Raw genomic sequence first — 23,930 nt, forward strand, 5'->3', positions numbered from 1 at the left:
TCTTACTCAAAAACTTTTCGGATTGCCTCTTCACTTCCATTTACAGAACCCTGTACCATGACCGGTTTTCCACCGCCTCTTCCGTCAAACTGTTCTTTGAGAATCTTGCTGTACGGGCGCACATCCTCTGTCTCACTGCCGATCACATAACGGTATCCACTCTCTTCGTTTCCTGCAAATACCGCACATACTTCTGTTCCTTTTTTCAGTACAAGGTTCATAAGCTCACGTGGTTCATTCCCACTTAATTTGCTATCAAAAATACAGACCTTTTTCTGTCCCTCCGGAATTTTTTCTGCCTGTGCTTCAAGAATCTGATATCTTGTCTCTGCAAGTTCACTCTTCAGCTGTGTACATTCCTCTTTTACGCGTTCAACTGCTTCAGCAATCAATTCTTCCTTCGCTGAAAGGCTTCCCATGATCGCCTTCACGCTTTCTTCTTTCTGCTGATAATCCTTCAGTGCCCTTCTTCCGCACAGCATAGTGATCCGGATACCGCCTTTATAATTCTGACTCTGCACCAGTTTGATAAGACCGATCTCTCCGGTAAAATACACATGCGGTGCACAACAGGCACACACGTCATATCCCGGTATCGTCACGATACGCACCTGTCCGTCAATCTCTATCTTACTGCGGTAATCCAACGTCTTCAATTTTTCTTTGGACGGATAACTTATCTGAACCGGTACATTTGCAAATACCGCTTCATTTGCCGCATTTTCCACCTCGCGAAGCTCCTCCTTCGTGAGCGGACCACTTAAGTCCAGAGTGCACAGCTCATCATTCAAATGGAATCCCACATTATCATATCCAAAACGTGCATGAACGATTCCCGATACGATATGTTCTCCGCTGTGCTGCTGCATCCGTGAAAAACGTTTGTCCCAGTCGATCTGACCGGTCACGGTCTTTCCTTCTTCCAGTTCTCCTTCCAGATAGTGAAAGATCTGTTCTCCTTTTTCCTGTACATCATATACTCTGATCCCGTCAATCACTCCGGTATCTGCTGCCTGACCGCCGCCTTCTGGAAAAAAGGCAGTTCTTGAAAGAACTGCCTCATATCCGTTATCACACGGGCGGCAGGACACAACCTCCGCAGTAAATTCCTGCAGGTGACTGTCTGTGTAAAACAATTTCTCTGTCATATGTCCTCGCCTCTTTATCGTATTGTCATTACTTCTGATGCTTCTGCATTTTTACATTCTTTCCGGTGCTTCAAATCCAAGCAGATCGATGCAGGTTGTCAAAATGTCTCTTGTCAGTGTAAGAAGGGCAATGTAGCTCTTCTGCTTCTGTTCATCCTCTTCTGCCAGGATCTTTGTCTCATGGTAGAAACGGTTAAATGCATTTGCAAGATCATAAATATATGCACAGATCTTGTGTGGTGCAAGTTCTTCGTATACATTCTCCATCACACTGCCAAACTTCGCAGCTTCCAGCATCAGAGCCTTTTCGCTCTCACTTGTAGCCGAAAGGATCTTGATATCGTCCATACTCTTTCCTGATTCTTTGTACTTGTTCAGGATTGATTTGATACGAACGATGGTGTACAGGATGTACGGACCTGTATTTCCTTCAAAAGAAGTGAATCTGTCTACATCGAATACATAGTCTTTTGCTGCCTGGTTGGAGAGGTCTCCGTATTTGATCGCAGCCATTCCGACCATCTTCGCTGTTGCTTTTGCCTCTTCTTCCGATACTGTACGGTTCTCTGTGATCTTTTCATACATCTTTTCTGTGATCTCGCGGATCAGGTTCTCAAGACGCATAACGCCGCCTTCTCTGGTCTTGAACGGTTTTCCGTCTTTTCCGTTCATCGTACCAAATCCAAGGAAAGTAAGTTTTGTATCCTCTTTTACAATGCCGGTCTTCTTCGCGCAGCGGAATACCTGTACAAAATGCAGTTCCTGACGTTTGTCAACTACATAGATGACTTCGTTCGGCTGGAACAGTTCTTCACGCTCTACCAGCGTTGCAAGGTCTGTGGTATCATAAAGTGCTGCACCGTCGGACTTCAGGATTATACACGGTGGGATCTCTTTGGTATCGGTCTCTTCTTTGACATCTACCACGAGTGCTCCATTATCAATATGCGCATAGCCTTCCTTCTTCAGTCTTTCCACCATATCCGGGATGTATTTCTGTGCGTCAGATTCCCCTTTCCAGAGGTCAAATTCAACATTCAGGTTCGCATAGTTTTTCTTCAAGTCTGTCACAGACACATTCATAATGTGATCCCAGATTGCACGGTAACCGCGCTTTCCGCTCTGCAGCTGGAAGGTCGCATCCAGTGCTTCTTCTCTGTAATCATCATGCTCTTTTGCATAAGCGGACGCTGCCGGATAGATTTCCTCCAGGTCACTGATGGTAAATGGTGCTTCTTTTGGATATTCTCCGGTGAAATTATCATCAAAATACGGAAGATCCGGCTGGCGTTTCTTCAGTTCTGTGATAATCAGTCCCATCTGATATCCCCAGTCTCCAAGGTGGATATCACCAACCACTTTATTGCCCATAAAACGGGTGATTCTCTTTACGCTTTCTCCGATGATTGCGGAGCGGAGATGTCCGACGTGAAGCGGTTTTGCCACGTTCGGTCCGCCGTAATCAATGACGATTGTCTTTGGATTCTCTACTTCTTCCACGCCGAGCTTTTCGTCTGCTTCCATCTGGTTCAGATAATCTGCGACTGCTGCCGGGTTGGTCTTCAGGTTGATGAAACCTGGCTTAACTGCTTCTGCTCCGCTGATATATCCGTTCTCCGGAATCTTTGCCACAACTTCTTCTGCGATCATGATCGGTGCTTTGTGGTACTTTTTTGCACCTGCCATCGCACCATTGCACTGATATTCACATAAATCCGGGCGGTTAGAAAGTGTAACACGCGCCAGTTCTTTCTCGTATCCGGCATCTGCAAATGCCTGTTCCATTTCTTCTGTAATCAGATCCAGGATCTTCTTCATAGTATCGATCGTTCCTCTCTTTTTCATCATAAACGTTAGCGCAGACTCTTTGCCTGCGCCGCTTTATTTATTATATCTGAATCCTTATGTAAGCGCAATAGAAAATCGTAATCCGGAGACTGGATGTTGCCTGAAATTCTGCATTCTTTATGAATTTTTGTCAAGACAGCATCCCACTTCTGCTGACGCACAACATTTTTTCATAGACTTTACCGCTTTTTTCAGACGTTACTGGCTCGCTGTATTTACAGTGTTACTGATCCACTGCATTTTTCAGATCTTCCACCGCCTGTGCGAGCATTGCATCTGAACCAAGTGCCTGTTCATAATCCGCTTCTACCTGTGCAAACAGCTCCTGCACATCTGTCTGTGCGGAAACTTCTTCAATTATCGTCTGAATCTGCTCGTCAGAGATCTCTGCCTGAATATCGAATTTTCCATCTTTGTCCTTGACCGCATATAAGGTTTCAAGTCCCGGTACTTCAGTGTAAATTCCACGGATCTTCATATTGTACCGTACATACAGGATCCTGCTGCCTTTTGCTTTGCCGTCTTTCGTGTAAATCGCAATCCCATCGTATGCTTCGGCATAGGCTTCTTTTCCGGAAAGTTCCTGATAGTATGCTTCTACTGCATCCGCAAGCTCTTCGTCCCGGTTCTCCAGAAGTGGATTGGTTTCCATCGCTGCGTACCCGGTATTTACTTTTGGCTCTTCTGTAACAACTGCACTTACTTCTTTTACCTCATCTTTTTTCTCTTTCGTAAGAAAAACGGTGACTCCCGCCGTCATAAAGCAGACCAGCAGATACACAAGACCAGTGTAGAAAATCTGTTTCTTTTGGTCTGTAAGGACGGGCATCCTTTTTTCTTCCGACATGGCATTTCCTCCTTTGCCACCTATCATACGCAATGCCCGCTTTTGCGTCAATAGCGAAGGAAGACTTGTTTTGACTGGTTTTGTCGAAGCGATTATTTATTCTTTTTCTGCATTAAAATTGCTTTATGCTAATGCCCACTCTGTGTATCAAATCACTTTCAAATGGTATTCCGGCTGCTATTCTGTTCATCCCGTTTTACTTGTCCTGTTCGAAATTTCTTCTTGATTTTTTTCTGGGCAAGTGCTATATTAGTAGATGTCCTTGTAGCTCAGTGGATAGAGCACCGCCCTCCGGAGGCGGGTGCGTCAGTTCGATTCTGATCAGGGACGTGAAAAGACTGTGAAGCTTTTATGGCTTGACAGTCTTTTTTATTGCCACTAATCCAATTCCCACCTGAATCCGTTCTTTTGCTTCTATACGCTTTGCCTGAATCAGCAGAACACCAATAATGATCAAGAAAAATCCAGCCTATATTACAGCCATTTCCGGCTGCTTTCAACTAATTTATTCTTTCTTCAAAGCCTCCTCTATATCAGTCGGCAAGCCCCCCATAACGTAAGAACTCCAATCACTCCTGCGCATCCCGTCATCCAAAGAACTTCTATCCGATGCATTTTCTTCAGGAACTTTTCTTCCATTCCAAGTGACTGTAAGATTTCCCCTTCTCTTTTTTCTTCCTGCTTCTCCGCAAGAAACATCTGATACAAAACTATGGAAATCAGAATCATGTAAAACACTGCAAAAATGCTGTACATTCCTATAAAGGAATATAATTCCTGACGTATTTTCTTATACTCTTCATGGTTATTCTGCACATTTACAGCTGTTCCCTGTTTTAAAATACTTAGAATATGCCCTTCCGTATCATACGCATCCGCATCATCCGATACCAGAATTTTTACGATCTGATCATATTCCATAATTCTGCTTTTCCCAAATTTCTTCCAGAAATTCTTTCCAACAATCATCGATATACCAGATCCACCTATCTGTGGATTCCGCACATCTTCTTCCTTCATGCCACGTAAAATCGCTGTTACTGGAATCGGATTTTCGTTTCTACTTCCATTCTCATTCAATGTATAAACCGGAAGTTCATCACCAACCTGTACCGTATCTTCTGATATTCCTTGTCCGTCCGGGCTGACTGCACTCAGATATTTTCCGTCATATTCCTGCAACTCTGTAAGATCCAGAATGCAAAAATCTCCCTGTTCAAATTCTTCTTTTGTCAGGCTGCCTTCATCCAGATTTCTCAGAAAACGCTGTATATCCTGCCATCTGTCTATTGTAAGCAAAGACAATCTTACTTTCTCAATAGATATCTTTTCCTTTATTGATGTCTCATTCAGATATGCCACCAATGTTTCGACTACTTTCTGAAAATACTCGCTTTCAGCATATTCTGACAGATCAATCCAGAACTCCTCTTTTTCATTGTTATGATATTGTTCTACAGAAGTTACTCCGGCAACCTGTTCCAGTTTATCAACTGTCTGCCTGGAAATTCCCGGAGAATTCGTAATCTCCATTGTACTCAAATAGTATCCATTTCCTGTCAGCCTTTGATATACTTTCAGTTCTTCCTGTCTGGTTGATATTTCCATCTTTCCAAATCCCACGATCAGCAAAGCACTTGCCAGAAGAACAATTTCTACACTCTTACGCACACGATGCATCTGCCATTTATGAAGTAAAACTCTTCCCGGCGTGAATCGGACGATCTTCCTGTACTTTCCCCTTCTTTTCTGAACTTTCTTCTTTTTTTCTTTCAGAAGTATGCAAAGCTGTACTGCACTGAGTCCATAACTTGCAGCAATACATAAGATACTGAAGCCAGTTTCAAAAAGGACTCCTTCCCATGCAATCGCCTGTGGTAATGTCTGCTCGGTTATCTTTTCAAAAGCAGGGATAACCAGCTGGTAAATCCCAATCCCTGCAAGATTTCCAACAATAACAGCTCCTACACCAAACAGAACTGCTTCCCAGAAAATAATCTGGTACATCTGCCCTCTTCTCATTCCAAGTGCATCCAGGAACCTCCAGAACTGTTCTCTTGAGATAATCGAACGCGATACCGTAAGAAACAGGATACAGATCGACGCACCACCAATCAGCAAACGGATATTTTCCAGAAAATCCATATACGGAAGACTTACATCAGAAAGTTTGTCCTGTTCCACATTGTCATCCATGCCGCAGGTAAATTCTTCGCTGTCTTTCAGATCTTTATAAACACTTTCACTGCCTTCTTTCGCTTTTACAAGCATATGCATATCCTGAACAGAGCCGATCCTGTTCCCGCCTTCCTGTGTCACAATTCCAGTTGGAAACCGCTGCCGGTTGCAGATTTCCCAGTTTATCTGATAATCTTTTAGGATCCCGCATAAAGTATACGAATAGCTTTTTGATTCCCCCTGATCCAGAATGGAAAGCGCCGGTGTAATATCCAGTGTAATCTCTTTTCCAAGCATCTCCTCATATCCAAGTGAGCGAAGTGTACTGTATTCCATTACGATCTCATGCTCATTTTCCGGCAGGCGTCCTTCTTTCATTTCCAGTCTGCCAAGCTTCCACGCCGTCTCGTCCATTGTCCCGATATTCATCTGACGGTTTTCCAGATAATCTCCGGCGATCGCCCCATAGATACTTATTTTCCCGGTCTGTGCAAGAAATGGATTCTCTTCTGCTACTTTTACCGAGCCTTCATCCATATCCAAAAATACCTGTTCCCACTCCCCATATACTGCTTTACGATTCTCGATATATGCGGCTTTCAGTCCTTCCGACATCTGAAAAACCAATCTGAATCAGTGTGCAGGTAAGAAGCAGGACTGAGACTATCAGGATACTGTATTTCTTCTGGCTGCGGATTCTTTTTATACTGAGTTCCCGTTCAATTCCATGTCTTTTCTCTCTTTTCATCGCAATGCACCATCTTCCATATACATAATCCTGTCCGCATAATTGGCACTGTCCATATCATGTGTCACCATGACAATTGTCTGACGGTAAAGCTCTCTGGATGCGCAGATCAGTTTCATGATCTCCTGTCCGGTCTGATAGTCCAGATTCCCGGTCGGTTCATCCGCAAGGATCACTCCCGGCTTTGCTGCCATTGCACGGGCAATTGCCACTCTCTGCTGCTCTCCACCAGATAACTGATCCGGATAATCTCCGTTCCTGTCCCATAATCCGACCTTTTCAAGAAGCTGTCGGATATAAGCTTTATCCGGTACCGTATGCGCGATATAAAGCGGCATGCATACATTATCCCAGATCGTATACTCCGGCAGTAACTGATACTGTTGGAAAATAAACCCGATTTTCTTCTGCCGGATCTTGCAGATCTTCTTTTGGGAAAGCCCGTTAATCTGTATTCCATTCAGGAAGACTGCTCCGGTATCTGGCTTTTCCAGTGTTCCTGCAATCTTAAGAAAAGTAGATTTCCCGGATCCGCTTCGTCCCATCACTGCCACAAATTCACCGCTTTTCACTTCAAAAGAAAACTCCTTTAATGCTGTGATTTTCTTTTCACCAAGAGTATAGCTTTTGCTTACCTTGTCCAGTCTGATTACGGTTTTCATCTTCTGCCACCTCCTTCATTTGTTAGTCTTACTATATCAGATCAGTCTTTCGATTCACTTACCCCAATCTTACGAAATCGTAAGATTTATTTCTTCCTGTGCATGATCTTTTGCGATCATCTTCGGCAGTATAAACTGGAAGGTTGTCGCCTCCTCCAAGCCGCTTCGATCCACAACCTTCAGTGTTCCCTGATGGAGCGTGACAATTTCCTTTGCCAGATGCAGACCAATTCCGATTCCACTTCCCTGTTCCATCTGGTAGAAACGGTCAAAAATCAGCTCTCTTTTCTCTTCTTCAATCCGTTTTCCCCGATTGGTGATATACAGCTTATAATAGTCCGTATCTTCTTTCAGCAGAATCTGAATCAGGCTTCCTGTATCTGCATATTCTACGGCATTTTTCAGTACATTTTCCATTGCCTCTTTCAGCCAGAATCCGTCGCAGGAAAGCAGGCATTCTTTTGGAACATCCATTTCAAATCCAACTCCTTTTTCTTCCGCTAAAGGCTGTGTTCTGTCTATACATTCTTCGATCAGTCCGGTCAGATTTTCTTTTTTCCGCTTCATCCAGATTTTCCCGGAATCAATCTGCGCAAGCCTAAGAAGCACGATCGTCATATCGGACATCCATTGCACCTTTTTCACACAGTCTTCCAGCTTCTGATACCGTTTTTCATCCTCTTCTGTCACAAGAAGCACCTCCAGATTCAGAAGTGTTCCCGCAATCGGTGTTTTTAGCTGATGGGAAATATTTTCCATGTAAGTTCCCATTTTCTGCCGGTCACGATGCAGAAATTCTTTTTCTTCCGCCAGCTTTGCTTCCAGTTCCCTGTCTTTTTCTGCCAATTGATTATCCAGTGCTTTTTTCCGTCTTTTCTCCATGTGCAATTCTGTCAGCAGACCAACAATGCAGATGATGCCGATCGCAGCCACAAACACACCTATTCCGTAACTTCGGATTCTCTTTTCCAGCCAGATTTTTCCTGTTTCTTCATATCCTGCCTCTTTCAATGCCTCGCAGCCCTTCTGATATGCTTCTTCATCCGGTTCTGTAAAGGCAGAAACCGTTCTGTCTTTTTCTGTCTGTCCGATCCAGGAAACAACCTGTCTTTCATAATTTTCTGCAAGAATATTCTGGTATCCATAAAAAGCCAGCAATATCAAAAGAAAAATCAGAGTCCATTTTCCCGGTATTCTCCATTTCTCCGTCTTTCTCTCAGATCTCATCATACACATCCTCAGCTTTCAGCGTCCATGCATAACCAACTCCACGCTTTGTCTCAATCGGATCCTGCTCATTTTCTGCAGTCAGCTTCTTTCTCAGCCGGTTCATATGTACAGACAAGGTATTGTCATCGATATAATTTTCATTAAAATCCCAGATAGTGTCCAACAGGAACTCCCTCGCAACAAGATTCGGTGCGTTTGCAAGAAGGCTGCACAGAATCTGATATTCGGTCCTTGTAAGATCGATTCGGACACCATCCTTCTGCAAAATCTGCTTCTGCAAATCCAGTTCATATTCTCCGCTTTTGATTCCTTTTTTCACTTTCTTGCCGTTTTGCATACCGGTACGTCGCAGCAAAGCCTTGATTCTCGCAATAAATTCAAATGTGCGGAAAGGCTTGATCACATAGTCATTTGCTCCCGCTTCAAATCCTTCTACGATAAATTCTTCACTGTCATAGGCTGATAAGAAAAGAATGGGATTGTCTGTATATCTGCGGATCTCCCTGCAGAGCATGATTCCGTTCCCGTCTGGCAGCTTCATATCCAGTACATACAGCATATATTCTTCTCCCCGGATCCTTACGAGTGCTTCGCTACAAGACTTCGCTGCAACCGCATTCCATCCCTTTAGTTCCAGGATGTCTACGATTCCCTGTCTTACCAGGTCGTCATCTTCAATTACTAAAATTTCTGTGTTCATGCTCGGAATTCCTTTCTTTATTTCTATTGTATGATTACGTAAGCTGACTCCTACTTGATTCGTATACTTTGTACACCATCTCGCTTAACAGCCAGGTGATGTACATTCGCAAAATACAGATTCTTGTGCAAGCACAAATCTGCACTTGGCTCATCGTATACACAAAAAGGTGCCGCAAACCTGCGACACCTCTTTAAGTCTTCTTCAAATGATTATCCAGCAGGCGTGCGCTTCTCCTGCATCTCTCAGGTTTCCCCTGTCTATACCATCGGCGTGTGGATCGCACGAAATCTTCCACCTTAGATAATCATATGAATGAATTTTTCTCTACATTCAGTATATCAATATTATTCTCTTTTGTAAAGAATTTTCTTGTTGCGCAGCAGCCTGTTCCATTCCTTATCATCTATTTTCATAAATGTGATAATTGAATTTTTGTAGTCCAGATTATCCTTTGATGTAATCAAACGTAAAACCATTTTAAATACTTCTTTAACGTCCTTAATTTCTTTTAGTATCAACGCTGTATTGGGTTTCTTCGCTTCAATTATATAATCCAGATCCCGTATTATCTCGTCAAAGTATGTAGAAAAAAGTTCATAATCATTGGGATGTCTTTCCCGAATATGCATAATCTGCACAACAGTTATAATAACTTCATCTGTTACTATATCCTCTGCTATACAATGGTATATTTCCCTGTCAATTTTCCCTACTCTATACACGTTTATAATCTATCCCTACTTCGCCACGATCCGAATCTCCTCCCCATCAAAGTAATACACGGAATCCGAAAGTACTTCCTCCGGTGCCACTCCGGTCTGATTGATCTCTTTTACCATTTCCTGCATCCGCTCCGGCTCCAGTCCAAAGCTTTCCGGCACCAGTATCACTTCATGGATACTGCTTGGCAGGATATAGAAATCCCCTCTGATCATCCCCCTGACCTTTTCCCGGAAATCCGGATACCGCATCACTGCTGCCCCCAGACTGCACTGCTCGTTCGTCGCCACATACATAAAGCGCACAATCTGCCGGATCTGCACCGGATAGATCCGCGGTGTATTCTTCTCGGCAAGACGGCGGATTTCTTCCTTTTCCACACGCCAGTACCGCAGATGCTCGTTGCGGATCTGGATCGCCGCCGAGCCAAAGCGTGTGTTGTCTATCTGGATATAATAGACCACTGCCAGATCCAGGAACGGCTCATAAGGAATCTGCTTTAACAGTTCTTCGTTGGCATCCCGCCGGATCAGCTTGTACACGATATGCTCTTTTACATGATTAAAATCAAACAGATTCTGACAATCACAGGTCTTCTTCACCCGTATCTCCTGATAAATACTGCAAATGGAATCCGCCAGATCCGGTACCTGCTGCCCCTTCAGATACTTCTGGTAAAATTCCTCCAGATAGATCGTCGGTGCAAGGTTGCTGTCCTCCTGCTTAAAAAGAATCCCTGTTCTTCTGGTTCCATTATTCTTCGTCACGGTGTACAACTCCGTCCTCACCTGCGCATCTACCTGTCCTCTGATCTCGCATAACATAGCATTCATAAATTCTGTATAATTCATCCGTTCTCCTTCCCGAAAGCCATGCGCCGCAAAAAACCTTTTCTGCCATCTTAAGGCAGCTTATGATTTGAATATCACCTGCATTCAAGCAGGTGTGTACTGCCAATTATATCTGCCCTTTTTTCAGATTACAAGAACATTCTTTTTCCCTCCAAAATGGCATTGACATGCAAAAAAGCCGAAAGCATGAGGACCTGCCTCTGCTTTCGGCTTTTATCTCTGTCTTAATTTTGTGAATTATGACGAAAGGATTATGCTCTTGAGCTGTACTCTCCTGTACGGGTATCAATTTTGATCTTGTCACCCTGGTTAACGAAAAGCGGTACAAGAACACTTGCTCCTGTTTCAACGATAGCCGGTTTAGTAGCACCTGTAGCTGTATCACCTTTTACTCCCGGCTCTGTCTCTGTAACTTCAAGTTCCACACTGATCGGCGGCTCTACTGAGAATACGTTACCTTCATGTGAACATACTTTAACCATCTCGTTCTCTTTTACAAACTTGAGGGAATCTCCTACAGTATCTCCATCAACTGCGATCTGGTCGAATGTCTCAACATCCATGAAGTGATAGAGTTCACCATCAGAATACAGATACTGCATATCTTTTCTGTCGATATGAGCGGTATCGAATTTCTCTGTCGGACGGAAAGTCTTTTCTACTACACCACCACTGATGATGTTTTTAAGTTTTGTTCTAACGAAAGCTGCTCCCTTTCCCGGTTTTACATGCTGGAATTCCAGAATCTGATAAATGTTACCTTCGATCAGTACTGTAAGACCATTTCTAAAATCGCCTGCTGAAATCATTGTAATATCCTCCTTATATATGCCCTGGGGCATTCCTTTTACTTTTTATATACATTACTTATAATTCTATAATAAAAAACTCTATTTTTCAACAAAAAATTTCAATCAATTACAGATTTCCCTGATTTTCCGTATTTTTTTGCTATTTCATATAGGCATTATAGAGTTTTTTATCCACATTTTTCTCGATTTCATCGTAAACCGGCTGCACTGCCTCACGGATTTCCGCTCTCAGTTCATCACTAAGTGTAACAATCTGTGTTCCACTGTCCTCAATTACTTTGATCTTGTCTGCAATCCGGTCATCCGATGCCTGGCGAGCCTCTTCTTTGGCGATCTCAGCAGCTTCTACAAGGATTGCCTGCTTATCTTCCGGCAGATCCTGAAAAAATTCATCACTGACGATCAGAGAGATCAGATGCGGCAGGTGATTGGTTTCCACAACATAATCCTGCTGTTCATAAAGCTTGTTGGATACGATAACCTCGTATGGATTCTCCTGGGCATCAATGGTTCCCTGCTGCAGCCCGATATACACCTCACTGAAACTCATCGGTGTCGGAGATGCTTTCAGTTTTTTCCAGAAATCCATATGGTAGGAATTCTCCATGGTACGGATCTTCTGTCCTTTAAAATCAGCCAATGATTCGACCATTTTATTCGTTGACATAACACGGAATCCCTGGTCTGCATAGCCAAGGAGATTATATCCGCCATTCTCATAGACATCCTCCAGAAGTCCATAGAACTCCGGATCATCTACCTTTTCACGTACTTCATCAATTGTACTGAATCGGCACGGAATATCAAACACCGCAAGGTCCGGCATGAAAGTTACCTGCGGTGCGGTATTCTGGATCACAAACGGAATATCCCCATCCTTACAGCTCTCCAGAAGCTCTCTGTCCCCTCCGATCGTACCGTTCGGATAGACCTGGATCTTCATCTTGCCATCACTTAATTCTTCTACTTCTTCCGCAAATTTTTCTGCATAGATCTGTGTTACGGTATCCTCCGGACTCGCCGTTGCAAGCGGCCATGCATATCGCTGTACCTCATCATCCGCAACCGTCTTTTTCTGACACCCCGCACTGAGTGCAAGTGCCGCACACATTCCTGCCGCTACCGCCATTCTTACTGCTTTCTTCATGCTGCTACCTCCTATATCAGTGCCAGGCTGATCGCCGGGATAAATGTAATTAACAAAAGCGCAACAAGGAAGTAGCCGATCATTGGCATCGCATGTTTGGAAATCCGCATGATCGGGATATCTGTAAGCGAGCTTGCCACAAACAGATTGACTCCGATCGGCGGTGTTACAAATCCGATTGCAAGGTTGACAACCATCATGATTCCAAAGTGGATCGGATTCATGCCGACTGCTGTTACGATCGGCAGAAGGATCGGTGTCAGGATCAGGATTGCCGGTGTGGTATCCATGACCATTCCCACGATCAGAAGGAATACATTGATCACCAGAATCAGGACGATCTTATTGGTAAAGTGCGTCAGGATCCAGGTGCTTACCATCTGTGGGATCTGCATCAGAGTCAGAACTCTTGAAAATGCAATCGATGCTGCAAGAATAAACATGATCGGTGCATAGGTGCGCACGCCCTCCACCAGTGCCGGCCAGATATCTTTAAACGTCATCGTCTTATAAATAAACAGGCTGACGATCAGTGCATAAAATACCGAAATGACTGCCGCTTCTGTCGGCGATGCGATTCCGGAATAGATGCATCCCAGAATGATAACCGGACTCAAAAGTGCCCAGAAGCTTTCTTTTAAAACCTTCAGAAGTCCTTTCTCATGAAGTTCCCCGACTACTTTCTGGATCTTTTCTTTGTCCTCTCCATTCTTTTTACAGTAATAAACTGCATAAACCATCAGAAGTCCGCCGATCAGAAGTCCCGGAATGATCCCTGCGATAAACAGGTCACTTACTGATTCACCGGAAGCACTTCCGAACATGATAAACGGAATACTTGGTGGAATAATAACTCCAAGACCACCTGCCACGGCTACGATCGCCGCGGAAAAATCCTTATCGTATCCAAGCTCGATCAGAATCGGGATCGTCATACTTCCGACTGCTGCAACCGTTGCCGGTCCGGAGCCTGAGATTGCACCATAAAACAGACAGGTTACAATGACCGCGCACGGCAGACCCGCTGTCAGCTTTCCAAGAAAATAGGAAAATACATCAAATAATTTTTTGGAAATGCCGCCTCTTGCCATGATGATTCCGGAAAGTACGAACATCGGAACCGCAAGGAGAGGAAAGCTGTCAATTCCTCCCAGCATAGAACGGATCACAAACTGTCCGCTGACTGTGAAGGATGGATCAAAAGCACCCGGAAGGACCGATGCGATTGTAAGTGCGATCGATACCGGAATGGCAATGATCAGACAGATTACAAATAAGATAAATACTACTGCTGCCGGCATGCTTTTTCTCCTTTCTCATCTTTTTCTCTTACTACTTTTAATTCTGCAAACCATCGCTGGATAATACGGATCGCTACCAGGATAAAACTTGCAAGCGGTGCTGCCTGCACATAATACATCGGGATGTGGCACGCCGGACTTACCTGTCCGCTCTCTACTGCTGACATCATATACTTAAACGCAAACGGTATCAGGTAAAGAAATACCATCAGTTCAAAGGTATGGTTAACCAGTTTAAAAAGTGCCTTCCCTCTTCGTGGGAAAATTGACACAAACTGTTCGATCTTAATGGAAATACATTTTTTTGTGCAATAGCTGACGCTCAAAAATCCCGACCATACAAACAGGTAACGGGTAATCTCCTCCGACCAGGACGGCGCTGAGCCGAGTACATATCTGGAAAACACCTGGATCCCCATGATCACTGTCATCAGAATCAGGCTTATCACCATAAAAAATTCTTCCAGATAGTTATCCAGCCAGATTACTGTTTTCTTCATTCGCATTTGCCCTCCATTCATGTAATCATACAAAAATGATATCAATTACCGAAGAATTTGTCTATTTTTTCTATTTGCTTTTCTCTCTTTAAATAGCAAAATTTTCTATAATTTTTCACTTTCAGAAATCGGTTAGTTTTTTAACAAAACCAGAATATGATAAAGGCCCGCAATCCACCGGAATCCCCGGTATGACTGCGGGTCTTTATCCTGCCTTTTTCACTCTTCATTCAGGTTAAACATAACGGATCCGCCACAGGACTTCTCCGGATGTTTCTTCACTAGATGCTCTTATCGATCAGAGTCAGGATTTCTCTTAAATCTGATGCATTCATCTGTCCAGGTGCAGAAGCTTTTCCTACTGCCCCGAAAGTAAGTGCTGAACCGAATACTTCACCGCACAGACGACTGATCAGTCCGGTACCTGCCATAGACATTGTAATGATCGGACGGTCTGCATGTTCTTCTGCCATTTCACGTGTTGCTTCAAGAAGTGTAAGTACATCCTTTTTGCACTGTGGCATTACTGCAATTTTCGGGATATCTGCGCCGAGTTCCTGCATTTTCACAAGGCGTCCTACGATATCGTCTTTGTCCGGTGTCTTATCGAAGTCATGGTTGGATGCAACGACTTTTACGCCGTGTGCATGCGCGCCTTCGATGATATCTTTTACAACTTCGTCCCCTGTAAATGCTTCTACATCCACAAGGTCAACCAGTCCTGTTGCTGCTGCTTTCTTGTTCAGCTCTGCATATGCGTCAGCTTCGATTGCTTTTTCGCCGCCTTCTTTGGAAGTACGGAATGTGAAAAGAATCGGAGTTTCGCCAAGTGCCGGACGAAGGTCTTTTAATACATCTTCAACCTGTGCGAAGTCAAATACACCTTCGAACCAGTCTACACGCCATTCTACAACATCAAGCGCAACATCCTCAAAAGATCTTGCTGCTGCAAGAATTTCTTCTTTTGTCTTTCCGACGATCGGTACACAGATTTTCGGTACTCCTTCACCGATCTTAACGCCACGAACTTCTACATATTTACTCATGTCTGTTTTCTCCTTTTTCTAGTTGTCAGCCTGAGCCTGTTCTACCATCTTAGTATAACGTAAGTTTACAAATAATCCAAGAAGGACTCCAACTGCTGTAAGAACGATATTCATAACCATAACCTGTGACGGCTGCATTTTGGATGCTGCTGTAAGGATGGTGTAGTTACACAGGGAAGATGCGATCATAACAAGTGCTGTTACAGTTCCTTTGATCTTCGGGAAAAGCATGTTGCATACAGAAGTTGCGATCTGAAGAAGTCCGCCTGCTCCTGCCCATCCGATCAGGAATGCACCTGCAATCATAAGTGTCTGGCTCTTTCCAACCAGAACAGCGATCATTGTTACAAGACAGATTACCGGGTATCCCAGGATAAATCTTACGTCTTTGATCTTTCTTGTTAAAAGTGCAGTTACAACGAGTGCAAGCATTGTTCCTGCTGAATAGTATGTCTGCATGATGGACGGATCAGCCCAGCCAACATTCTCTTTTGCAAAGTTCTGTGCACAGTTCAGCCATAACTGGAAAGTACCTGTACATGTGAATCCGATCAGGATCATTGCGATGGATTCTACAGAGAAATGTGTATGCTTTAAGCTGTCGATCAGGCCTTCTTTCTTTCCCGCTGCTTTCTGATCTGTATCCGGGAGTGGAAAGATCATAACCAGTACCAGAAGTACAAGATAAGCGATTCCACATGCATAGAACAGTGTGTTGTAAGAGGTTGCTCCTGTTGCTGTTGTAGCGACAGTTACACCAAGTACGAACGGTAAAAGCATCTGCGATACAGAAATAAAGAATTTGATCCCCATAGTTGCAACGCCCGGTGCTTTGTAAATGATTTCTGAAACAGCCGGGTAAATTCCTGTATCCAGGAAAGAGTTTGCGATACCACCAACGATTGCACAGATATATGCGATCTGGTATCCACCATTTGTTCCTGCATTAAATGCAAGTGCAAGTCCGATCAGGTAGATTGCATAGGATCCACTACCGATCGCTGTTGAAATACGACGTCCGAGTTTGTCAGAAAGCGGTCCGGCGAACGGAAGCGCGATCAGACGTCCAAGTCCGAGTGCTGCTGAAATTGCAGTGATTGCCATAACTTCTACGCCCCAGGAAGCGGCAAGTGCTTCCTTGATGACTGCCTGTCCAAGGATGGAACATCCGACACCGTGGATAAAGTAGTTTAAATAAAGGATCAGGGCGCTGGGTATGTATTTCTTATTCATCTCTTTTCCTCACATTCCTGTTTTTCAAATTTTTTCGATTTCTTCTTAAATTCAATACAAGCCTGCCGGGTATTAATCATCGTATCTGATGTTTAATACTTCTTTCATGTGTTCGATCGGCATTTCTTTTCCTGTCCAGAGTTTGAATGCTGCTGCTCCCTGGAATAACATCATTCCAAGACCGTTCATTGTCTTACATCCAACTTCTTTTGCCATAGAACGCATCTTTGTTTCCAGTGGTGAGTAAGGAACATCAATAACAATAAGTTCCGGACGGAAGAATGATTTATCCGGTACAACTGACATTCCTTCCAGTGGTTTCATACCAACACCTGTTCCGTTTACGAAGATGTATGAATCGTTCATTTCTTCTCTTAATTTTTCTTTGTCATCCAGATCGTAAAGAGTAGCTTTGCAGTTTGTCTTTTCATTGATCTTTCTTACTGTTTCTTCAGCGTTTGCCCAGAATTTATCATGAATATTGAAAATAGAGATTTCTTTTACGCCGTCAAGTGCAGCCTGGATTTCAATTGCTGTAGCAGCTCCGCCTGCGCCTGCGATTGTCATCTTCTTTCCGATCACATCGATATCGTTATCTTTTAACGCCTGCATGAATCCGATGCCATCTGTGATGTGTCCTGTTAAAACACCATCTTCATTTACGATTGTGTTAACTGCTCCACAAAGCTCTGCTGCCGGAGATAATTTGTCCAGATACTGTCCAACAACTGTTTTATTTGGCATAGACACGTTAGATCCTACCATTTTCAGAGCACGAAGTCCTTTTACTGCATCTTCCAGTGTGCTGTTGTCAACTTCAAATGCAAGGTAAGCATAATCCAGTCCAAGGTAAGCAAATGCTTCATTATGCATTGCCGGTGAGCTTGAATGTCTGATTGGATAAGCCATAAGTCCGATAAGTTCTGTGTGTCCTGTAATTCTCTCTGCCATGATTTGTTCTCCTTTTCTTCTTCCATCGAAATTTATTTCTTTGTTCTTTGAGAATGTTTTTAACGTTTGCCCAATTTTGTTAATTTTTAAACAACCTCTTGATAGTTAAATTATAGACGATATCATTTGATAGTTCAAATATATCTTATGTGTGTTTTTGATAGCTTTTTGGCATCAGTTATGGTATGATTATTTTATATAATATAGAAAGGATTTTTTACCATGACGCTAAATCAGCTTGAATATTTCCAAAAAGTAGCAACCCTGCAGCATTTCCGACAGGCTGCAGAATTACTTAAGATCTCCCAGCCAAGCCTCAGCCGGTCCATGTCGCTTCTGGAAGAAGAACTTGGACTGATGCTTTTTGAACATCAGGGACGCAATGTTGTCCTCACCAAATCCGGCCGCGTCTTCCTGGAACATGTCAACCGGATCCTCGAGGAGGTACATATTGCCGAGCATAAGATGAAGCAGCTTGCCGGAAGCGGCGGACATATTGATATCGCCTATGTATTTCCGCTGGCAAACTACTATATTCCGCATACAGTGCGATCCTTCCTAGATATAGACCGCAACAAGCATGTAACCTTCAATTTTAACCAAACGCACACTGCAGATATGATCCAGGGGCTCAAATCCGACCGCCACGATGTGATCTTTGGTTCTTTCGTTGCGGATGAACCGGATATTTCCTTTGTACCCATTCTGAACCAGAATATGGTTGTAATTACTCCAAAAGAACATCCTCTTGTCCAGAAAGAATCCGTCTGTTGCAGTGACCTTACTGACTATCCTCTGATCGGGTATGACCGCTATTCCGGACTCGGTGGCTTCACCCGTAACTTCTATAAAGAAAAGAAGCTGAAGGTAAACATCGTCTGTGAGTGTCCGGATGAAAACGCAATTGCTGCCCTGGTTGCCGAAGATTTCGGAATCGCCCTGGTTGCCAGGGTCGATGCGGTTGATCAGGCAAATGTAACCGTACTCCCGCTTGCCGATGCAGACCTTACCCACACCGTTTATATGGGATACATCCGCGACAAATACCAGATTCCCGCTGTCAAACGTTTCATCCAGTTTGTCAAAAGAGATGGGAAGGCCTATTAAAGTGCCTTCCCATTGCTTTCTTTTACATATTCAATAAATTCTTTTACAACCGGCGCCAGATATTTTTCCTTCAGCTTCGCCAGATATATATAACGTTCGTATGGTGGATTCTCAATATCCAGTACATCTACATTCAGATTTTTAAGTATAGGAATCTCCGGCATTACCGCAATTCCAAAATTTTCTGCCACAAGACCTGCCATCGATGCATCTTCCAGAATCTCATATGCTATCTTCGGTGTCCCTCCGGTCTGTTCAAACAACTGGTCGATCACCGGTCTGAGCCCGCTGTTCTTGGTGAAATATACCTGGGGATAAGGAAGTGTTTCCTTCAGATCAACAGATCCTCTTCCGGCAAGCTCATGGTCTCTTGGAACAACAACAACCAATTTTTCCTTAGCGATCGGTACAAAATCAATCCCGGATTCTTTTTCTTTTCGCGAGCAGAGAGCGATGTCATACTTCTCCTCTTTCAACCCTTGTATAATCTCTGTCGTATTTCCGACAGAAAAACGGAAATTCACATCCCAGTCTTCGTGTTCCTTCAAAAAACCGCCTACAAGCTGTGGAACAAATACACTTCCAAGCGTAAAAATATATGCGAGATCGATCACCCCGCCGGTGTCACTTGTCAACGCCCTTGTCTTTTTTACACCACTGTCCAGAATCTTTAAAGCTTCTTCTACATATTCCAGAAATACTTTTCCGTACTTTGTCAGTACAACGTTACGCCCTCTTTTTTCAAACAGGTTTGTCTCAAGCTCCTGCTCCAGCATACTTATGGCATGGCTGAGACTTGGCTGCGTAATGGACAGCATTTCCGCCGCTCTGGTATAGTGTTCTATATGTGCTAGTGTCACAAAGTAATGCAACTGATTCAGATTCATAAAACCATCACCCTCTTTCCTGTTCTTATATTAAACATAGCATAAATTATTTAATTATTCTATAGTTTTGTTTAAATTGTCTATCTTTTTCCACTTCCCGTCTTCCTAGTATAATTTTATTTTTATCTTTTTCGCTGTTTCTATAGTTATATTCTATTATTTTTCTATGTATTTTCAATTTGTATTTTTCAGTTTTTTGTAGTTATAATGGATTTAACAAAAACCGGTACGCCCAAGCCGGTATAAGACAACCTCGTGTGACTAAGATTTTTTGAGGATTGCAGGAATTGCATAGCAATGGAGCAATCCGATTACATCAGTGAGTGGCAAAATTTACTTTTGACACTCACATCATTTTATTTTGATTATTAAGTCATTTTTACGGAGGAATTTCTAATGAAAAGCAAATACAAACACATTTTCGAGCCATTTACCATCAAACATATGACGGTCAAGAACCGTATCGTCATGACTCCAATGGGAACCAACTACGGTGAACAGAATGGTGAAATGAGTTTTCTTCATATCAATTATTACGAGCAGCGTGCAAAAGGCGGTACAGGACTTCTCATCGTAGAGAACGCCAGCGTTGATTCTCCACAGGGATCTAACGGAACCACACAGCTTCGTATCGATCAGGATAACTACATTCCAAGACTTTTCAAACTTTGCGAAACAGTACACAAACATGGATCCTGCATTGCAATCCAGATCAATCATGCCGGTGCTTCTGCACAGTCAGCACGTATCAATATGCAGCCGGTTTCTGCTTCTGATGTTCCTTCAAAAGCAGGCGGTGAAATCCCGCGTCCACTGGAAAAAGATGAAATCATGCATATTGTAAAAAAATACGGTGAAGCCGCAAAACGTGCTCAGATCGCAGGGTTTGACGCTGTAGAAATCCACGCAGGACATTCTTACCTTATAAGCCAGTTCCTTTCACCTCTTACAAATAAGAGAACAGACGAATTCGGCGGATCTTTGGAAAACCGTGCAAGACTTGCAAAACTTGTTATTGAAGAAGTTAGAAGACAGGTTGGACCATTCTTCCCTATCTTTGTTCGTATCAGTGCGGATGAATTTATGGAAGGCGGAAATACTTTGGATGACTGTCTTGATTACCTTCAGTACTTCCAGGAAGAAGTTGACGTATTCGACGTATCTGCCGGTCTGAACGGATCCATTCAGTACCAGATTGATGCCAATTACCTTCCGGATGGATGGCGTTCTTATATGGCAAAAGCTGTAAAAGAACGTTACGGCAAACCATGTATGACAATGGGTAACATCCGTAACCCACAGGTTGCCGAAGATATTCTTGCAAGAGGCGATGCTGACCTGATCGGTATGGGACGTGGACTGATCGCTGATCCGGAATGGGTAAATAAAGTAGAATTCGGTGATGAATGTGATATCCGTAAATGTATTTCTTGTAACATCGGATGTGCAGGACACCGTATCGGAATCAACCGTCCGATCCGTTGTACTGTTAACCCGTCTGTAAATGGCGGCGAAAATTACAAAAAGCAGAAAATCAACAAGCCTTGCAACGTTGTTGTGATCGGTGGTGGTACTGCCGGACTGGAAGCTGCATGTACAGCTGCCGAGGTTGGATGCACTACTTTCCTGATCGAGAAGAAACCGGAACTCGGCGGACTTGCCGCCCTGATCTCCAAGATCCCGGATAAGAAGAGACTTGCTGACTTCCCGAACTATCTGATCCATCGCGCAAGCAAGCTGAAAAACCTGTTCATCTTCAAGAACACGGAAGCTACGATTGAAATGATCAGAAGCATGAACCCGAACATTATTGTAAATGCTACCGGTTCTAATCCGCTCCTTCCACCGATCAAGGGCCTTCATGAGAATATTGACAAAGAGGGCGGAAAAGTTTCTTCTATTACAAATATGATCAACCATGTTATGGAATATCCAGAAGATCTGAAAGGCAAAAAAGTCGTTGTTATCGGTGGCGGTGCCGTAGGTCTTGACGTAGTAGAATTCTTTGCTCCACGTGGTGCTGATGTAAGCATTGTGGAAATGATGCCGGTAATCGGTAACGGAATTGATCCGGTATCCAAAGTCGGAACCTTTGCACTGATGGATAAATATGGTGTAAAACAGTGTCCGAATACTGCTCTTCTTGAAGTTAAAGCAGATTCCTTCCTTGTTAAAACGCCAGAAGGAAATGAAGAAGAAATGCTATTTGATTATGGATTTGTATGTCTTGGTATGAGAGCAAACGCTCCGATCCTCGATGCAGTCCGTAAAGAATTCGAAGATGAAGATGTTGAAATCATGAACATCGGTGACAGTGTACGTGCCCGCCGTATCATCGAAGGTACAGAAGAAGGACGTAATATCCTGAATGTTCTTGCCAAACATGACTACTTATAAGATTTTGTAAATATAATATTCCCCCTGATGTCCCCCGGTTCTCGTTATGAGAACCGGGGGGATTTCTATTTACTTTACTAAAAAGAATGTGCCAAGGCACATTTTCGCGCCGAGCGCAGTCGCTTGCGACATTCTTCATCTTCGTGCGAGTGCACATCTTTGGCACGCAGTGCCTTTTATTTGATAGGAAGTTCCTTCGGAATTTCCTATCAAAAAATGCCCTGCCTACTTGCAGGACATTCTCTTTTCGTTCTCTTTTTTATAGAAATGTAATACAATCTTCTCCAGATATCTTTTCAGCACAATCTGGATCTCTTCTTTTGGATTGATCGGCTTCACCAGAATACTCTTCATCCCGGTACGCTTCGCTCCCCACACATCCGTAAAAAGCTGATCTCCGATAAATACAGTGTTTCCTCTGTCCGTTTGCATCAGCTCCATGGCTTTTATATAATTCTTCGTGGAAGGCTTATGCGCGTTAAACACATACTTGCTCTGCACCTTTTCGGCAAAAGGCTTTACACGTGGTTCCTGGTTATTGGAAATCAGGCATGTATCAAACCCGATGCTGCGCAGCCTGTCAAAAAGACAGATTGCTCTCTCATCTGCCGGTGCTCCATGCGGAACCAGCGTATTGTCAATGTCAAATACCAGTCCACGACAGCCTTCCCGATACATTTTTTCAAAATCCAGTACATAAGTGGACGCTACATATTCGTCCGGATAAAAGGTCTTAAACATGATTCTCATCCATTTCCAGAAGCTTCTGAATCAGATCTTCACAGATCTGCAGAACCGTCTTGTTATCTGTATCTACAACGATATCTGCAGCCGCCTCGTATTTTTCTCTTCTTGCTTCCATCAGCTGCTCGATATATTCTACATTCTTGTGTCCATTGAGCAGCGGTCTGTCGTCACTGTCTTTTACACGGTCAAGAATGGTCTGTGGATGTGCAGTAAGGAGTACTACACGACCATTTTTCTTCATCTCTGCGACATTGCGTTCACGCATTGCCACACCACCACCACAGGAAATGATCACATTCTTCTTCTCCTGCATCTCGATCAGAAGATTGGTTTCCATATTACGGAAGTATTCCTCCCCATAGGTTTCAAAAATATCGGAAATACTCATGCCTTCGCGTTCTGCAATCAGCTGGTCCATCTCAACCACTTCCATGGCAAACATGGTGCTAAGATAATCAGAGATCGTACTTTTTCCAGCTCCCATAAACCCGATCAGGACAATGTTGTAATCAAAAAGCTTTCTAGCCTGGATCTTCTTACTGTTGCGCTGGATACGCTCAAATACATCATAAATCTCGTCTCTGTGCTTATCATTGTGAAGGCTGAACATCAGTCTCTTCTTCTGCTTTTCTTCCTGTTCCGGCTGCAGGATCGGCATACCATACTCTTCTTTGTATGCCATGATCTTTTCAATGATCGCATATCTTTCTTTTAATGCCTCTGTGATCTTCGCATCACAGTTTGCAAGCTCTTCACGGTATAATTCCAAATCGTTCATCTATCAATTCCTCGTTTCTCACTCTACTGCTTTCCGGGTGCCTTCAATTGCCCGTTGTATTAAAACATTATAGCAGACACTTTGGAAGT

General features: G+C 43.4%; 21 protein-coding genes and 1 tRNA gene. 3 read left to right on the forward strand and 19 right to left on the reverse strand.

The annotated features are described in order from the left end of the window. Positions 1-2: 2 nt before the first annotated feature. The 3 genes from NQ556_RS09795 to NQ556_RS09805 all read right to left on the reverse strand — a co-directional run bounded on the left by NQ556_RS09795 (position 3) and on the right by NQ556_RS09805 (position 3,843). The gene (locus NQ556_RS09795) at positions 3-1,148 is read right to left on the reverse strand and encodes an alanyl-tRNA editing protein (RefSeq protein ID WP_022219956.1); all 1,146 of its coding nucleotides are present in this window, start codon (positions 1,146-1,148) and stop codon (positions 3-5) included. Positions 1,149-1,199: 51 nt separating this feature from the next. Beyond that, positions 1,200-2,966 (reverse strand): arginine--tRNA ligase, encoded by a 1,767-nt coding sequence (gene argS, locus NQ556_RS09800; RefSeq protein WP_022219955.1) that lies wholly within the window; start codon positions 2,964-2,966, stop codon positions 1,200-1,202. 253 nt (positions 2,967-3,219) lie between these two features. Continuing rightward, positions 3,220-3,843 (reverse strand): hypothetical protein, encoded by a 624-nt coding sequence (locus NQ556_RS09805; RefSeq protein ID WP_022219954.1) that lies wholly within the window; start codon positions 3,841-3,843, stop codon positions 3,220-3,222. Between the two features lie 258 nt (positions 3,844-4,101). On the opposite strand from NQ556_RS09805, the gene NQ556_RS09810 reads away from it, so the two are divergent. Beyond that, positions 4,102-4,173: transfer RNA gene (locus tag NQ556_RS09810), tRNA-Arg, on the forward strand. 198 nt (positions 4,174-4,371) lie between these two features. Here the strand turns inward: NQ556_RS09810 and NQ556_RS09815 are convergent. From NQ556_RS09815 to NQ556_RS09875, 13 genes are all read right to left on the reverse strand, one after another. Beyond that, complete coding sequence (locus tag NQ556_RS09815; protein ID WP_008375071.1) at positions 4,372-6,636, reverse strand: FtsX-like permease family protein; 2,265 nt, start codon at positions 6,634-6,636, stop codon at positions 4,372-4,374. A 129-nt stretch (positions 6,637-6,765) separates the two neighbouring features. Beyond that, positions 6,766-7,431, reverse strand: coding sequence for an ABC transporter ATP-binding protein (locus NQ556_RS09820; protein ID WP_008375067.1), 666 nt, complete (start codon positions 7,429-7,431; stop codon positions 6,766-6,768). Between the two features lie 69 nt (positions 7,432-7,500). Then, positions 7,501-8,661, reverse strand: coding sequence for a sensor histidine kinase (locus NQ556_RS09825; RefSeq protein ID WP_008375065.1), 1,161 nt, complete (start codon positions 8,659-8,661; stop codon positions 7,501-7,503). Continuing rightward, on the reverse strand, positions 8,648-9,361 hold the full coding sequence (locus NQ556_RS09830) for a response regulator transcription factor (protein WP_008375063.1): 714 nt from the start codon (positions 9,359-9,361) through the stop codon (positions 8,648-8,650). The genes NQ556_RS09825 and NQ556_RS09830 overlap by 14 nt, the downstream gene beginning before the upstream one ends. A gap of 347 nt (positions 9,362-9,708) precedes the next feature. After that, a complete protein-coding gene (locus NQ556_RS09835; protein WP_022220388.1) occupies positions 9,709-10,086 on the reverse strand; it encodes a PBECR2 nuclease fold domain-containing protein in 378 nt (125 codons plus the stop codon). A 15-nt stretch (positions 10,087-10,101) separates the two neighbouring features. Beyond that, positions 10,102-10,935: a DUF5688 family protein gene (locus NQ556_RS09840; protein WP_008375058.1), complete on the reverse strand. Its 834-nt coding sequence runs from the start codon at positions 10,933-10,935 to the stop codon at positions 10,102-10,104. Between the two features lie 251 nt (positions 10,936-11,186). Then, a complete protein-coding gene (efp, locus tag NQ556_RS09845; protein WP_022220387.1) occupies positions 11,187-11,744 on the reverse strand; it encodes an elongation factor P in 558 nt (185 codons plus the stop codon). Positions 11,745-11,886: 142 nt separating this feature from the next. Then, positions 11,887-12,894: a TRAP transporter substrate-binding protein gene (locus NQ556_RS09850; protein ID WP_008375054.1), complete on the reverse strand. Its 1,008-nt coding sequence runs from the start codon at positions 12,892-12,894 to the stop codon at positions 11,887-11,889. A gap of 11 nt (positions 12,895-12,905) precedes the next feature. Next, positions 12,906-14,195, reverse strand: a complete 1,290-nt coding sequence (locus tag NQ556_RS09855; protein WP_008375052.1) for a TRAP transporter large permease — start codon at positions 14,193-14,195, stop codon at positions 12,906-12,908. Beyond that, the gene (locus NQ556_RS09860; RefSeq protein WP_022220386.1) at positions 14,180-14,695 is read right to left on the reverse strand and encodes a TRAP transporter small permease; all 516 of its coding nucleotides are present in this window, start codon (positions 14,693-14,695) and stop codon (positions 14,180-14,182) included. Before NQ556_RS09860 ends, NQ556_RS09855 begins: the two co-directional genes overlap by 16 nt. Positions 14,696-14,976: 281 nt before the next feature. Further along, positions 14,977-15,741 (reverse strand): type I 3-dehydroquinate dehydratase, encoded by a 765-nt coding sequence (gene aroD, locus NQ556_RS09865; RefSeq protein WP_008375050.1) that lies wholly within the window; start codon positions 15,739-15,741, stop codon positions 14,977-14,979. Positions 15,742-15,759: 18 nt separating this feature from the next. Continuing rightward, positions 15,760-16,974 carry an MFS transporter gene (locus tag NQ556_RS09870; RefSeq protein ID WP_008375049.1) on the reverse strand — a complete coding sequence of 405 codons (1,215 nt, stop codon included), beginning with the start codon at positions 16,972-16,974 and terminating at the stop codon, positions 15,760-15,762. A gap of 72 nt (positions 16,975-17,046) precedes the next feature. Continuing rightward, positions 17,047-17,925 carry a shikimate dehydrogenase gene (locus NQ556_RS09875; protein ID WP_008375048.1) on the reverse strand — a complete coding sequence of 293 codons (879 nt, stop codon included), beginning with the start codon at positions 17,923-17,925 and terminating at the stop codon, positions 17,047-17,049. Between the two features lie 222 nt (positions 17,926-18,147). Here NQ556_RS09875 and NQ556_RS09880 point away from each other — a divergent pair, with 222 nt between their 5' ends. Further along, complete coding sequence (locus NQ556_RS09880; protein ID WP_008375047.1) at positions 18,148-19,032, forward strand: LysR family transcriptional regulator; 885 nt, start codon at positions 18,148-18,150, stop codon at positions 19,030-19,032. On the opposite strand, the gene NQ556_RS09885 is transcribed toward NQ556_RS09880, so the two are convergent. Further along, a complete protein-coding gene (locus tag NQ556_RS09885; RefSeq protein ID WP_022220385.1) occupies positions 19,029-19,919 on the reverse strand; it encodes a LysR family transcriptional regulator in 891 nt (296 codons plus the stop codon). The genes NQ556_RS09880 and NQ556_RS09885 overlap by 4 nt on opposite strands. Before the next feature lie 396 nt (positions 19,920-20,315). Between NQ556_RS09885 and NQ556_RS09890 the strand changes: the two genes are divergently transcribed. Continuing rightward, positions 20,316-22,316, forward strand: coding sequence for an oxidoreductase (locus NQ556_RS09890; RefSeq protein WP_008375044.1), 2,001 nt, complete (start codon positions 20,316-20,318; stop codon positions 22,314-22,316). A 225-nt stretch (positions 22,317-22,541) separates the two neighbouring features. On the opposite strand, the gene NQ556_RS09895 is transcribed toward NQ556_RS09890, so the two are convergent. Beyond that, positions 22,542-23,057 carry a YqeG family HAD IIIA-type phosphatase gene (locus NQ556_RS09895; RefSeq protein ID WP_008375043.1) on the reverse strand — a complete coding sequence of 172 codons (516 nt, stop codon included), beginning with the start codon at positions 23,055-23,057 and terminating at the stop codon, positions 22,542-22,544. Next, the gene (locus NQ556_RS09900; RefSeq protein ID WP_022220383.1) at positions 23,050-23,841 is read right to left on the reverse strand and encodes a shikimate kinase; all 792 of its coding nucleotides are present in this window, start codon (positions 23,839-23,841) and stop codon (positions 23,050-23,052) included. The genes NQ556_RS09895 and NQ556_RS09900 overlap by 8 nt, the downstream gene beginning before the upstream one ends. Positions 23,842-23,930: the final 89 nt, after the last annotated feature.

This window comes from Coprococcus comes ATCC 27758 (assembly GCF_025149785.1).
Classification (GTDB): domain Bacteria; phylum Bacillota; class Clostridia; order Lachnospirales; family Lachnospiraceae; genus Allocoprococcus; species Allocoprococcus comes.

Excerpts from the sequence above, each read along its gene's own strand:
- NQ556_RS09820 (WP_008375067.1), bottom strand. The coding sequence starts at position 7,431 with ATGAAAACCGTAATCAGACTGGACAAGGTAAGCAAAAGCTATACTCTT.
- NQ556_RS09890 (WP_008375044.1), top strand. The coding sequence starts at position 20,316 with ATGAAAAGCAAATACAAACACATTTTCGAGCCATTTACCATCAAACAT.
- NQ556_RS09850 (WP_008375054.1), bottom strand. The coding sequence starts at position 12,894 with ATGAAGAAAGCAGTAAGAATGGCGGTAGCGGCAGGAATGTGTGCGGCA.
- argS (WP_022219955.1), bottom strand. The coding sequence starts at position 2,966 with ATGAAGAAGATCCTGGATCTGATTACAGAAGAAATGGAACAGGCATTT.
- NQ556_RS09830 (WP_008375063.1), bottom strand. The coding sequence starts at position 9,361 with ATGAACACAGAAATTTTAGTAATTGAAGATGACGACCTGGTAAGACAG.
- NQ556_RS09900 (WP_022220383.1), bottom strand. The coding sequence starts at position 23,841 with ATGAACGATTTGGAATTATACCGTGAAGAGCTTGCAAACTGTGATGCG.
- efp (WP_022220387.1), bottom strand. The coding sequence starts at position 11,744 with ATGATTTCAGCAGGCGATTTTAGAAATGGTCTTACAGTACTGATCGAA.
- NQ556_RS09840 (WP_008375058.1), bottom strand. The coding sequence starts at position 10,935 with ATGAATTATACAGAATTTATGAATGCTATGTTATGCGAGATCAGAGGA.
- NQ556_RS09815 (WP_008375071.1), bottom strand. The coding sequence starts at position 6,636 with ATGTCGGAAGGACTGAAAGCCGCATATATCGAGAATCGTAAAGCAGTA.
- NQ556_RS09855 (WP_008375052.1), bottom strand. The coding sequence starts at position 14,195 with ATGCCGGCAGCAGTAGTATTTATCTTATTTGTAATCTGTCTGATCATT.
- NQ556_RS09875 (WP_008375048.1), bottom strand. The coding sequence starts at position 17,925 with ATGGCAGAGAGAATTACAGGACACACAGAACTTATCGGACTTATGGCT.
- NQ556_RS09880 (WP_008375047.1), top strand. The coding sequence starts at position 18,148 with ATGACGCTAAATCAGCTTGAATATTTCCAAAAAGTAGCAACCCTGCAG.
- NQ556_RS09825 (WP_008375065.1), bottom strand. The coding sequence starts at position 8,661 with ATGATGAGATCTGAGAGAAAGACGGAGAAATGGAGAATACCGGGAAAA.
- NQ556_RS09885 (WP_022220385.1), bottom strand. The coding sequence starts at position 19,919 with ATGAATCTGAATCAGTTGCATTACTTTGTGACACTAGCACATATAGAA.
- NQ556_RS09805 (WP_022219954.1), bottom strand. The coding sequence starts at position 3,843 with ATGTCGGAAGAAAAAAGGATGCCCGTCCTTACAGACCAAAAGAAACAG.
- NQ556_RS09860 (WP_022220386.1), bottom strand. The coding sequence starts at position 14,695 with ATGAAGAAAACAGTAATCTGGCTGGATAACTATCTGGAAGAATTTTTT.
- NQ556_RS09895 (WP_008375043.1), bottom strand. The coding sequence starts at position 23,057 with ATGTTTAAGACCTTTTATCCGGACGAATATGTAGCGTCCACTTATGTA.
- NQ556_RS09795 (WP_022219956.1), bottom strand. The coding sequence starts at position 1,148 with ATGACAGAGAAATTGTTTTACACAGACAGTCACCTGCAGGAATTTACT.
- aroD (WP_008375050.1), bottom strand. The coding sequence starts at position 15,741 with ATGAGTAAATATGTAGAAGTTCGTGGCGTTAAGATCGGTGAAGGAGTA.
- NQ556_RS09870 (WP_008375049.1), bottom strand. The coding sequence starts at position 16,974 with ATGAATAAGAAATACATACCCAGCGCCCTGATCCTTTATTTAAACTAC.